We start from the raw sequence: 13,071 nt of genomic DNA on the forward strand, positions 1-13,071 counted from the left end.
CATGAGCTCATTACCACCAGTCGATATCGTGATAAAAAATGCAAAGATTTTCAATAATGGTGAGCCCGCCATTATTGAAGACATCGCCATTGCCGGCGGCAAAATAATTGCTCGCGGCAATAATCTCGACACAGAACAGGCGGGACGAGTAATTGATGGGTCTGGCAAATGGCTAATGCCGGGATTCTTCGATATTCATACCCATTACGATCTAGAGCTGGAATTCGCTCCCGGCTTGCCCGAGTCCCTTCGGCATGGCACGACCAGCGTGGTCATTGCCAACTGCAGCTTGGGCCTAGCCTTTGGGAATCAGCGCAGCGGCGATATAGACCCTATTGTCGATTGCTTTGCTAGAGTAGAAAATCTGCCCAAGTCCTTTCTGCGCAGCTGTGCAGAGAAGGTCAACTGGGACTCACCAAAAGCCTATTTGGACCATTTAGAACAGCTTAACCTCGGCCCAAATGTGGTCGCTCTAGTGCCCCACTCTATGCTTCGTATTGACGCCATGGGTTTTGACAACAGCATTAGCCGCGACCCCAGTGACAATGAACTACAGACCATGCAAACCAAGCTCGGCGAGGCACTCAAACTCGGCTACGCCGGCTTTTCGACCGATGCCCTGCCCTTCCACTATCTCGCCAATCAACCCAATTGCGAAAAAACCATACCGACCCAATTCGCTAAATACGGCGAGATTAAAAAGCTGACCCAAGTCGTGCGTGAACACGGCGCCGTATGGCAGGCAACACCACCTAAAGACAGCGCCATTAACACCATCAAAACGTTTTTATTAACCAGTGGCAGGCTTCATAAAAAGCCATTGCGGACCACCGTAGTAGCTGCACTGGACGTTGCCAATAACTGGAAAATATTACGTTTAGCAAAAATGTTGGCTAAAGTTTTAAATTCCAAGCTCATCCAAGGCGACTTCCACCTCCAAGCCCTGGGCGCGCCCTTTAAAGTGTGGTCAGACGGCGCAGTAACTCCACTATCGGAAGAAATTCCCGAGCTGAGACAGCTGAACGAAACCAACTTAGAAGATCGTCCCGCTAGGCTTAAAATTCTCAATAATCCTGAATACATCAAACGCTTTAGAGCGATGTGGCTAAAAGGCAAGCAAGGCTGGGGCGTCGCAAAACTAAAACGCACTCTGAATATTGAAGATTATGCCTTTAACCGCAAGCTCAGTGATATGACCGTGGAAGGCTGCCCGATTGACCATTGGCTTGGCCTCAATATGCAAGACTTGCTAGATCGCATCATTGCAATTAAAAGCGGAAATATCCCCAGTGATATTACTGAGCAAGAACAAGACATCATTAATCGCGACTTCTTTTGGGTAAGTGATGAAGCTGACTTTATGCTGCAACTACTGAGGACCTTCGACCTTGATTTGAGCTGGAGCACGGTCACCGCGAATCGCAACCCTGAGACCACCCGCGAATTGCTAATGAACCCCTTACTTATGCCGGGCTTCAACGACTGCGGCGCACATCTAACCAATATGGCATTCTATGACGTTAATTTGCGCAGCCTGAAGCTAGCGTCTAGTGGCGGAGACCAAGACATCACTTATATTGTGAAGCGCTTAACGAAAGATGCTGCAGATTTATTTGGAGTTAAAGCGGGCACGATTAACCAAGGTGATATTGCTGATTTAATACTGGTGGACCCTGCGCAGCTTGCCAACTATGACGGCGAGGCCAATGTCATTCGCCAGCACCGTACGGAATATAATCACGAGCAATTGGTTAATCGCTCTGACGGCGTAGTACCGCTGGTGATGATTGGCGGTCATATCGCCTGGGAAAACGATGCCTTTAGCAGCGAGCTTGCAACTAAGCCGATGGGTCGACTACTGAAAGCCTCTGCGGCATAGTTAGAAGGACACTGAATAACAGTCATTTGACGATCGATTTGGCAGAGAGCGCATTACATTTAACCGCAAACGCGCTCTCTGCCACTGCATGCTAGCCATTCGCTCAAGCCAGCTGCAACCACTCTTTAAGACTGTTTCCAATATCGGCAATTTCCTCACCACAGACTTCGTGCTGCATGGGATAACTGCGGTAGTTGGGTTTAAAGCCCATGCTTTGCAGTATTTGATTGGCGGTATGACCCATCGTTTCTGGCACCATGGGGTCCTGGCTGCCATGAAAGATATGAATAGGCAGGGCCTTGTTCGCTTCCGCCAGTTTTACTTCCTTAGCTGTTGCGAAATACGTGGACATCGTCAACAAACCCGCCAAGGTCTTGGGGTAAGAAAGCGCGGCGTGATACACCACTGCACCGCCCTGACTGAAACCCGCTAACACAATGCGCTCACTTGCTATACCTGCATCCAATTCGCGCTGAATTAATTCTCCCACCGCCGCAGAAGACGACTCTATCTGCACTATGTCAATCTCGCGCTCTATCGACATAGCCAGTATGTCGTACCATGCGGGCATCACCATGCCGCCGTTTATGGTGACAGGTATCTCGGGTGCATGGGGAAAGACGAAACGAACACCGTGGTTATCTGGCAAACCGAGGTGAGGCACCACTGGAACAAAATCATGGCCGCTGGCACCCAATCCGTGCAGCCAAATCACAGCCGCATCTGCCGTACCTTTCGGTTCTATTACTTCACATTTGAGCAAGGTCTAGCTCCTGAGCGTTAATTAATTTGCGGTTAGAATATCACGGTCAGACTATTCAAGCCTGCGCTCGAATAGTCAACAATGCTATAGACCACCCTTATCGGCCAATCGACTAGAGCAGGCCTGCCCTCATTTTTCTTTGCGCGACTTTATGTCGACTATGGCCTGAAATCCATCATCGTTATCTTGAATAGTTACCCCGGACACCGAATACTTGGCATCACTAATCACCATTCCCACGCCATCCCTGACTCGCACTCGGCGGGTGATTGGCTTCGCTTGCCGAGCAAAATCCTTTGACTTTATTTCATAGTCATCTGAAATATCAATACCGGTGCCACTCACTACGCCAGACATCACTTCTGCCAGCGATTCATCGTCAATATATTGAGAAGATATCTCTTTTATCTCAGCGATTGAGGTGAGCTCTGAGGAGTTGATCTTTTCAGTGATTTTTTCATTCAATCCGGCAATATCTTGCGCATCCTCAAGTTTCGAGCTAACGCCCTTTAAAATTGAACCGCATATTTTGGCATAAGATTTTGATGTTGCTCTTGGTGAGACTTTAAGAAAAGAGTCTATCCAGTACTTAGTTTTCTTACCAAGATTATCAACGACAAAGACTCCTTGAGAGTTAGGCAGAATCAACACTCCCTTTTGTATCTTATTGAGGGAAATACCACTTCGCTCGATTATGTCAAAAGAGTTCGAAGATTCTGTTATTTCAATAAAATCATCCTTGCTTTCGATTTTGAGAATCGCAAGCGCACTAGACGCCACTCCGTCTATCTCAACATCCGAAAAAAGCAAGAAGACGACATCGCCAGCTGATATATTTTGATGCATTGAGTTTGCATATAGATGTTTTGCTACAGCCTGAGTCTGCTCTATAAAAGCACTTGGCTGGTCAAATATTTTTGCAGAGATAGTTGCCATCGCATTCAGTGATAAGTCGGACTCGTGAAAGAAGTCATATACTTCTTGCTGCTTTGAAAGTGGGATAAGGTAGTTCTGAAATAGTAGTTCAACTAATGAGTCACTGACATTCGATTCTTCATTTGCAAGACTAATGCCTTCTTCGCGTATTTTGCTGCCGACTCGATGCACTGCAACATTTGTTAGTCGCGCAGAACTTACATCCAACATTGATTACTCCACTGATCATTTATTATTGATGTCGATTACTTGCTGAATCAACACAAAAAAGTCTACATTATTAGTATTGTGACAATACGCCTTTGCCAATTACACATGTCGACGGAACGTCAAAGTCGGGACGCTTACTGTGCTTCAACACGCAAACGGCAGCGACATGCCGCGCAATGCAACAGCGACAAATCGCTGTTGCATTGCGCTTGCTAAAGACCCGAGTTCAGTACCCATCGCTCTTCAGATTTCACCGAGAAATTTTAACGACCCAAAATACCACGGGCTATGACTTCCTTCATGATTTCTGAGGTACCGGCGTAGATGGTTTGAATACGGGCATCGCGATAGAAACGCGAGATAGGATATTCGTCGGTATAACCATAGCCACCAAATAACTGCAGGCACTCGTTCACCATTTTTACCTGCATTTCAGTAGTTGCATACTTGATCATAGCGGCATCTTCGACGGTCATAGTACCGGCAGCAAACTTCGCCATATGCTGGTCAAACATCGCTTTACACAACTCTAACTCGGTTTTTAATTCAGCTAATTTAAACCGCGTATTTTGAAACTGGCTAACAGTCTGACCAAAGGCTTTGCGCTCTTTCACATAGTCACAGGTAAGGTTAAGTGCGCCTTGCGCGCTACCTATGGCGAGTACGGCGCAACCTAAACGCTCTCTGGGCAGCTCTTGCATCATGTGAGCAAAACCCTTGCCCTCTTGGCCTAGCAGCGCTGAGGCGGGAACACGCAAGTCACTAAAGAATAACTCGGCAGTGTCGCTGCTGTGCTGGCCAATTTTCTCGATTTTACTACCCCGAGAAAAGCCGGGCAGACTTGCGTCAACAAGGAATAAAGACACACCCTTAGCGCCAGCCTTGGGATCGGTTTTGGCGGCCACTACAACAAGATCAGCATGGATGCCGTTGCTGATGAATATCTTTGACCCATTAATAATATATTCATCACCGTCGCGAATAGCGCTAGTGCGCAGTGCGGCCAAATCGCTGCCAGCTCCCGGCTCTGTCATCGCCAGTGCGCCAACAACATCACCGCTAATCATACGAGGCAGCCATTGCTCTTGCTGCTCGGTGGTACCCAAATTATAGATATAAGGTCCGACAATGTTTGCATGGATATTGTAGCCCGTGGCTAAGCCCGCCAGCCCCAATAAACCCATTTCATCTTGAATCATCTGGCTGACAGCAAAGCTGGCACCAGCTGCCCCATACTCTGGCGGCATGTCTACTAACAACATACCCGCTTGGCCCATGGTGCGCCAAAATTCCCGGGGCATGATGTGATCTTTCTCCCACTGCTCATAGTGTGGGAGAACTTCTTGATTTAAGAAGCGCTGCACCATATCGCGATATAGACTAAGTTCTTCATCATTTACATGAGACGCGTTCATAGTTATTCCTTTTGATAGATGTGATTAAAATCGGTTTACCAGGTATCGACAAAGCGTCGCTCTGGACGAGGCTGCATTTTCTTACTAGCGGCCTTAATAGCCTTGGCAATGACTTTTCGGGTATGAGATGGGTCAATAACGGCATCGATTTCTAAGAACGAGGCCGCTTCAGTGGCTTTGCCCAAATCATACATTTCTTCAACAAGTTTATTGAATAGCTCTTTCTTCGCCACCGGATCTTGTTCCGCGTCGAGTTCTTTTTTAAAGCCTAAGGTAACCGCACCCTCTAAACCCATACCACCAAATTCCCCAGTGGGCCATGCCGCACTGTAACTAGGTTTGGCGAAACTCCCGCCAGCCATGGCCATCGCGCCAAGGCCGTATCCTTTACGTAGAAAAATGGTAACTAGAGGTACAGTAATAGCGGCGCCAGCAACAAAAAGACGCGACATTCTTCTGACCGCGGCGGCCTCTTCATTGCGGGGACCCACCATAAAGCCGGGAGTGTCACACAGCGAGACTAAGGGGATGGAATACGCATTACATAGCTGCATAAAACGAGCGGCTTTTTCTGAGGCATCTGAATCAATAGCACCTCCCAGTACTTTGCAGTCGTTAGCTATTAAGCCGAGAGGTTTGCCTTCAATGCGAATAAAGCCGGTAACAATACCGCGACCATCCTTTTCTCGCAGCTCAATAAAGGAGCCCGTATCTGCGATGGCATTAATAATATTGCGCACCGGATAGGCGTAGCGACGATCTTCGGGCAGTAAATGCTGCAGCGTACTCTGATCCGCGCAGCCCCATTCAGCGATGCTGCCCTGAAAAACACCCAATACTTTTTTTGCCATTGCCGTGGCTTCGGCTTCGTCTTTAACCACAATATCGACTACGCCGTTTTTACTCTGCACTTCAATAGGACCAATTTCTGTGGGTTTAAAGATACCAAGGCCGCCGCCTTCGATCATGGCGGGACCGGCCATACCGATCCAACTGGTTTGGGTGGCAATAGTAATGTCAGCGCAGCCAAACAGGGCGGCATTGCCAGCAAAACAATAGCCATTGGCTACCGCTATGCGCGGCACCACACCACTAAGACCAGCCCACAAGGCAAAGGAAAGTATATTTAATCCTGCGATTTGGGTGGTGACATCGGTATCACCGGGACGTCCGCCACCGCCTTCTGTAAACATAAGCACCGGCAATTGCTGTTCTTTGGCGACGGTTAAAATCCGATCGAGCTTGTGGTGATGAAAAAAGCCTTGGCTACCGGCGAGCACCGAGTAGTCATTGATAATAACGGCGACGTCACAGTTTTCGGGGTATAACTCACTATTGATTGTGGCAGTGCCGGTAATAACACCGTCTGCTGCCGTACTCGTTCTTAGCTCTTGCTCTTCAATGCGACCACGCTGCGCGGCGACGGCAAGCTGACCATATTCTATAAATGATCCCTCGTCGCACAAATCACTCAAGTTCTCGCGGGCAGTGCGGTAGCCTTTGTTATGCCGCTTAGCTGCTGCCTCGGAACGACCTTCATCTAGGGTGTTTCGATGACGCTTATGTAATTGCTGTAACTCAGCGCGATCGTGTTTACTATCTTTAGAGGTCACTACGATTGAATCCTTAGAGATACAGTTGCCGGAACAAGCCGCTTCATGATTTCGAGTCGGCGAAGCGAATCTCGTTAAGTCGTCTTTATTAGATTTGACGCTATTGTGGGTCTTAGAGTAAGACTCGGCAAACGGTATTTTATCTACCTCGTCTTTCATCCAAAAGAGCCACCAAAGCTTGTTAGCAAGGCCTGGAGAGAGCAGGCTAGGTGATATGCTCTCCAACATTCTAGGCAGCTAAATTAGGTAATGAGGCCTGTTACCACCAAGGATAAAACTCCGGCATATCTGTAGACGTTCGATCCTTAAACACCGGCGCCCGCTTCTCGAGGAACGATTGAACCCCCTCTTTGCCACTCGTCTGGCTGGCATAGTAGATCGCCAATGAGTCCACTTTATGCGCTTCAATTGGATGCGCCTGCGCAGAACACCGATACATCATCTGTCGGGTCATCGCGATGGCTACCGGACTGTGTTGGGCTATACGTCGCGCAATTTTGTAGGCTTCTTCCAGCAGTTGATCGGCGGGGACCACTGCGGTGACAAATCGCCCAGCCAGCGCTTGCTCAGGTTTCAATATCTCGCCGCTATAGACCCATTCCAGCGCTTGCGAAATACCCACGATACGAGGCAGAAACCAACTGGAACAGGCTTCCGGGGTGATACCAATTTTATTGAATACAAAGCCGATACGCGCGTGCTCGGAGGCTAGGCGAATATCCATGGCACAGGTCATGGTAGCGCCAATCCCCACAGCCGCGCCATTGATAGCGGCGATCACGGGTTTATTACAGTCGTAGATAGCCAGCGTCACCCGGCCGCCGGTGTCGCGTACGCCCGCGATAATCTCAGGATCCTCGAGGCGGTTCTCCATATCATCCATGGTCGGCTTCAAGCTTTCATTCAGACCGAAAACATTGCCGCTCGCAGACAGATCCATGCCCGCACAGAATGCTCGACCTTCGCCGGTTACCACCACCGCGCGCACTTCATCGTCATCGCTGGCACGGTTAAAGGCGTCAATCAATTCACCGGCCATCTCTACCGTGAAGGCATTCAGATGATCGGGACGACTCAGGGTGAGGGTTAAAATGTTATCGGCGACGTCGTAGCGCAGGGTGTTGTAAGACATAGTCATCTCCAGATTTTGAAAGAAAATTAATTACCGCTGAATTGTGGTGGACGCTTTTCGAAGAAGGCCGAGGCGCCTTCCAGTGCATCGTCGGTGCCCTGGGCAAGTAAAAACTGATCGGCATCCATATAGCTAACTGCGTTATCTAAAGCCGTGGCGCTCACATTGATCGCGCGCTTTACCATCCGCACCGGTATCGGTGGCATGGCAGCAACCTGAGCGGCCAACTCACGAGCTCGGTTCAATGCCTCGCCAGGCGCGCAAAGGTAGTCGAATAAACCCCAACGCTCAGCCGTGGTGGCATCCAATGGCTCAGCTAAAATGAGTAACTGCTTAGTTTTGGCTGGGCCGATAAGGTGGGTGAAGCGCGGCACACTTTGCCAACTCATATTCATACCCAGCTTAAGCTCTGGCACATAGAAGCAGGCATTGTCCGCCGCAACGCGCCAGTCGCAAGCCACCGCCAAGGCAGTACCGCCGCCGATACACCAACCTTCAATTGCAACAATAGTGACCGGCTCCAGCGCTTCCCACGCCGCACACATGGCAGGCCCCACCTTCACAAGTTGGCGACGTTCCGCCACGGTCATACTAGGGGCCTTAGCGGCTTCGGGATCTTTAAGATCCATACCGGCACTAAAAATAGCTGGGGCACCGGTCAGAATGATCGCGCTCAACTCGCTGTCAAATTGTAATTCCTGGGCGAGACCTGTCAGCTCCCGCATCAGCGCATTATTCAGGCTGTTAACCTTGTCGGCGGAACGGAATGTGACTTCCAGCACCCGGCCTTGCCGGTGCAAACTTAGGTATTGCCACTGCGTGTCACTCATCACTCCCTCCTCCTGGCGTTCTGCCAACCTTTTCAAGCAATCCCTGCAGGCACTTGCCGCATCGGGCCAGCACCCGCAATCACCTAGCAAACAGCAGCCCATGCGCCACTTTACCTTGTTATACATTTATCTATAAATCTTAGGTCTACACCCCATTCAGCCGCAGCGCGATCTAAACCACCCATACCCGCAACTGAGGCAACACTAAGGCGCTACATATTCACTTTTTCGCTACTTAGAAGCAAATCCATGTCAATGCAATGTTTTGTTGCACTCGACATAAAAGCTTAACAGCTGTATGAATATACAGTATTATGAATTTAAGAGGCTACATTTGTAGATCAGCCGGTGACACGAAGGCGTGATGGCAAAATTTACATAAGCTCGCAGCAACTTATAAATAAGGAGACACAGCCATGTTAGCCGAACAGCTTGTCCCAAAAGAAACGACAGAGACAACGCCATCGACGATGGTCCCAGCACTAGTTAGCCGAGAGCCTTGGTGGGCAACGGCGCCAAAGAGAGGGCAAGATGAAATGACCCTTGAGTGGGGTTATCTCGAAGTATATACCGATGGCAGCTTTCGCTTTGATCGAAGGCGACCCTCCGATTCAGAGATTATAAATCGCACATCCTGCTTGCTGTTATAAGGTTTTCAATGACTTAGCATTACCGTTGAGAACCGGCGAACAGGCGAACAGGCGAACAGGCATTAAATTAGAAGGGAATCAGGCATGGCAACCACCAATAAAATCGCGATAGACATTGAGGAAGTAACGTCAATGACCTGCGACAGTTGTAAGAAGATTTTCGAGAACCCTATTGAAATTCAAGAGTTCCAGTGCATTTTAAAAACCGCCGGTTATGGCTCAATCTTTGGCGATGGTGCGGCGGTTCATTGCGATCTTTGCCAGTACTGCCTACGCGATATGCTCGGCCCTTTTCTTAAGGTCGTTCGCCATAGCCACAGGGCATAGATCTCGACACACTCAATTGCACTGAGTACCCAGCCGCGATATTCAAGTTCATTTACCCACGCAACAATACTTATGCAGCGGGCTTATCATACTGACGGTATAAACAATCTAAAGCCTTAGCGAATATCTCCTATATTACCTCGGAGACAATGTACTTAGGATTTGGTCGGCAGACATTTATGTTTTTTTGGGTTTTACATCGCCACTCACCGTATTGGCGCATCGCCCACACAATACTACGATTTGAAAAATACCAAGCTACAAAATACTAGAACTAAAAGATCCGTATTTAGTGGGACTTCACAAACAAAGTTTTCCGGCAGGAAGCTAGATCACCAATTAGCCCTAATGAGTTCAATCACACTAAATGGCCTCAAAAATACCTTGAGACCATTATCGTGTTAAACCTTACAAACCAACTAACGGCGAATTCAACAAAGGTAGCTGAGGAACTATCGTTAAGCCCGGTGAAATAATGGTTCCGCCACCTAAAACATAGTCTACCGTAGTCAAGGGGTTATCTACCAAGACATCAAATATCGGGATTAACTGGCCTTTCAAAGGGCCACCCAAACTAAGTAATGTATCAATCGGATTTTCTCCAGAAAGCAATATGTCAGATCCAGCGATCAAAAAAACACCGCCATTTTCAAGCGACCGTGGAAATAGACCCAATTGATCGGCAGGTGTATAAAGCGTCGCCAAAGGGCCATCGTTGAGCGAGAAAAGACTAAATATTTCTGCCTGCGCAGAAGCAGTATTACTCATTGTCGATAGCGACACTGCAAGCAGGCATACCCTAACAACAGACTTAGATAAATTATTTATAAATTTCATATTTTTTTCCTTTTTATTCTGAATATCTAAAAAGGCGGATGACGCGCCGTAACGCATCCTCCGCAAGGGTAGTTAACTCACTCAAAACAGGGTATCGAAATCCCACTTTAAACGTAGACCGTAGGTGCGCGGTGGCGCTAGAGTCACGGTACGTCCAAAGTCTTGCTGCACCATCGCCTGGGTATAATCTTTGTCTTTGGCGTTATTAACAAACGCTGTCAACTGCAAGCCTAAAGGATCGTAAAAATAAGACATACGAGCTGCCCACGTCTCATACTGATCTTGAATATAGTGCGGTGAGGCTTGCGGAGTTGTGTTGTATCCGCCGTTGTAATAGTAATCCACACCGAACTCCAGATTACCGAAATCACCCATACTTAAAAATTGGTTGGCAGACACACTTGAACTAAAACGTGGCGTTCTAACAATGCGGTTGCCGCTAAAGTCACGGGCAGGATCACCGGTTAGGCTATCTTCACCAAAGTACAGACCAGTCTCATCATCAAAACCGGCGCCGTTCTTATAGTCAGTATAAAAAGCATCTAGGTACGTTGCACCACCACTAAACACCAAACCGGGGTTTAAATCAGCCATGGGCTGCCATTGGAAATCAATTTCCGCGCCCTCAATTTCAGCCGTACCGGCATTTTTAAAACTTACAATGCCACCAGATGGAATCGCAACCAAGGCCGTTAACAAACCGTCGATTTTAGTCTTAAAAATAGCGCCATTTAAGCGCAAGGTACCGTCAAACAAGTCCGACTTAAACCCGATTTCAACCGCGGTTGCTTCTTCTTTATCAACTGGATCTGGGTTAGTGAAGAAGTTCACAATATTGTAGGTAGGGCTTTTATAACCACGCTGTGCAGAAGCGAATATTTGCAGATTATCGCTAGGAAAGAACTGTATCGCTAAGCGCGGCGAAACGGTTTTTTCCTCTAGATCGGGAGCCTCAAAATCAGAGATACGAATATTCTGCGATCGATCACCGGAACGATAATACTCATTTGGTGGATCGCCCGCTGTCGGCAGCACCACGTCCAAATAGCTATTGGTAATACCACGCACCTCTTCTTGGTATCGAACCCCTGCAGTTACATTAAACCAATCAGTGGTAAACCATGTCGCCTGTGCATAAGCAGAGTTTGATTCAGTGGTGAGAATACCGCCATTACCTAGAACGATATCGGGGGTAGAATTTAGGATTGGTCCCAAAATAGGCGTCAAGAGCTTAGGCAACCCAGCAAGGTTTGCCGCCAAGCCGACAGGATTAAGCGTTAAATATAAACTACCAAAGCCGCCCTCGCCTTCAAGGCGATACAAGCCCGCAACCCACTGCAGGTCTTCTGACAACCAGGTATCTTCGTTGGACAAAACCTGTAATTCATAGGTTTTTTGATCATTAAACTGATCCGCGCTATAAAAATAGGCTTCGGCTTGCTCGGTTGAATCAAGGTCGTAATGCGCCTCATCAACAATCGCATAGTTCTCAGAATATATAAACTTCACATCTACCGGACCGGGATGCCACTCAAAAATACCACCGTATAATTCGTTCATGGTGGAGTTGCCACCGAGATCGTTATTACGCCAAACCCGATCGGGTTCGTCGGCCTCAACACCTGCAAGCAACACCGGGGAGGGCCTTGTGTTCTCTTGCGACAATGAATTACTGGTGAATTGATTTCCGTACGCAGCGATTAAGGTCATAGAAAAGCTATCTAGCGGATCCCAGCGCATTTTTACACGAGCGCCTTCAGCAAACTCGTCTTTCATGGGGCCTGGCTCGCCGAACACTTCATTTCGACCATATAGGTCTTGCGAGCTATTAAATAGGGAGACAGTAAGACCTAGGCTGTCGGTAAGGGGTAAACCTAAGTACAACTGGCTTGCTTTTGCGTTGTAGTTACCCATTTCCGTTTTTAGGTAGCCGGTAAATTCTTCCGGCGGATCTTCAGTGATAATACTGATGGCGCCCCCGGTTGCATTGCGGCCAAACAAGGTGCCCTGGGGACCTTTTAATACCTCAACGCGCTTTACAGCACCCAAAGTATCTTGCTTACCCTGGCTGGGGCCAATATTTATGCCGTCTATATAAGTGGCGATACTGGGGTCGGCGTTCGGCAAAAATGCATCTGTACCAATGCCGCGCAAATAAATAACCGTATATCCATAGGCATAAGTGAATGTAAGGCCCGGAGTAATTTTTTGAAGATCAGCTGTCGAATCAACACCCATTGCATCTAGTTTCTCGCCACTAAATGCGCTAATCATTATGGGGATATCTTGTGAATCCTCTTCGCGCTTTTGCGCCGTAACCATCACTTCTTCAATCAGTCGACTCCCCTGACCAGCGGCATTTGCCATCATTGGGATCGAAATCGCTGCACTACCACCGACAGCTAAAGCCATCATTCGATATAGGTAATTCATTATTTACACACCATTTTTATCTAATTTTTATTAACAGTACCGCAGA

General features: G+C 48.1%; 10 protein-coding genes. 2 read left to right on the top strand and 8 right to left on the bottom strand.

Going from position 1 to position 13,071, the window contains the following annotated elements:
- Nucleotide 1 precedes the first annotated feature (1 nt).
- Nucleotides 2-1,879, top strand: coding sequence for an N-acyl-D-amino-acid deacylase family protein (locus AB4875_RS14820; RefSeq protein WP_368376836.1), 1,878 nt, complete (start codon nt 2-4; stop codon nt 1,877-1,879).
- 103 nt (nt 1,880-1,982) lie between these two features.
- Here the strand turns inward: AB4875_RS14820 and AB4875_RS14825 are convergent, their stop codons facing one another.
- From AB4875_RS14825 to AB4875_RS14850, 6 genes are all read right to left on the bottom strand, one after another.
- Nucleotides 1,983-2,642 (bottom strand): alpha/beta hydrolase, encoded by a 660-nt coding sequence (locus AB4875_RS14825; RefSeq protein ID WP_368376837.1) that lies wholly within the window; start codon nt 2,640-2,642, stop codon nt 1,983-1,985.
- 129 nt (nt 2,643-2,771) lie between these two features.
- The gene (locus AB4875_RS14830) at nt 2,772-3,788 is read right to left on the bottom strand and encodes a nucleoid-associated protein (RefSeq protein ID WP_368376838.1); all 1,017 of its coding nucleotides are present in this window, start codon (nt 3,786-3,788) and stop codon (nt 2,772-2,774) included.
- A gap of 263 nt (nt 3,789-4,051) precedes the next feature.
- A complete protein-coding gene (locus AB4875_RS14835; RefSeq protein ID WP_368376839.1) occupies nt 4,052-5,203 on the bottom strand; it encodes an acyl-CoA dehydrogenase family protein in 1,152 nt (383 codons plus the stop codon).
- A 35-nt stretch (nt 5,204-5,238) separates the two neighbouring features.
- Nucleotides 5,239-6,975, bottom strand: coding sequence for an acyl-CoA carboxylase subunit beta (locus AB4875_RS14840; protein ID WP_368376840.1), 1,737 nt, complete (start codon nt 6,973-6,975; stop codon nt 5,239-5,241).
- A 100-nt stretch (nt 6,976-7,075) separates the two neighbouring features.
- Nucleotides 7,076-7,948 (bottom strand): crotonase/enoyl-CoA hydratase family protein, encoded by an 873-nt coding sequence (locus AB4875_RS14845; RefSeq protein ID WP_368376841.1) that lies wholly within the window; start codon nt 7,946-7,948, stop codon nt 7,076-7,078.
- A gap of 26 nt (nt 7,949-7,974) precedes the next feature.
- Complete coding sequence (locus AB4875_RS14850) at nt 7,975-8,778, bottom strand: enoyl-CoA hydratase/isomerase family protein (protein WP_368376842.1); 804 nt, start codon at nt 8,776-8,778, stop codon at nt 7,975-7,977.
- A 734-nt stretch (nt 8,779-9,512) separates the two neighbouring features.
- Here AB4875_RS14850 and AB4875_RS14855 point away from each other — a divergent pair.
- Entirely contained in the window at nt 9,513-9,755 is a 243-nt protein-coding gene (locus AB4875_RS14855; protein WP_368376843.1) for a hypothetical protein, read from the top strand.
- 408 nt (nt 9,756-10,163) lie between these two features.
- Here AB4875_RS14855 and AB4875_RS14860 read toward each other — a convergent pair whose 3' ends face one another.
- Together AB4875_RS14860 and AB4875_RS14865 are read right to left on the bottom strand one after the other, a co-directional pair.
- A complete protein-coding gene (locus AB4875_RS14860; RefSeq protein ID WP_368376844.1) occupies nt 10,164-10,592 on the bottom strand; it encodes a hypothetical protein in 429 nt (142 codons plus the stop codon).
- Between the two features lie 81 nt (nt 10,593-10,673).
- A complete protein-coding gene (locus tag AB4875_RS14865) occupies nt 10,674-13,025 on the bottom strand; it encodes a TonB-dependent receptor (RefSeq protein WP_368376845.1) in 2,352 nt (783 codons plus the stop codon).
- Between the last annotated feature and the right edge of the window lie 46 nt (nt 13,026-13,071).

Origin of the sequence: Zhongshania sp. R06B22, from assembly GCF_040892595.1 — a bacterium.
GTDB lineage: Bacteria > Pseudomonadota > Gammaproteobacteria > Pseudomonadales > Spongiibacteraceae > Spongiibacter > Spongiibacter arctica.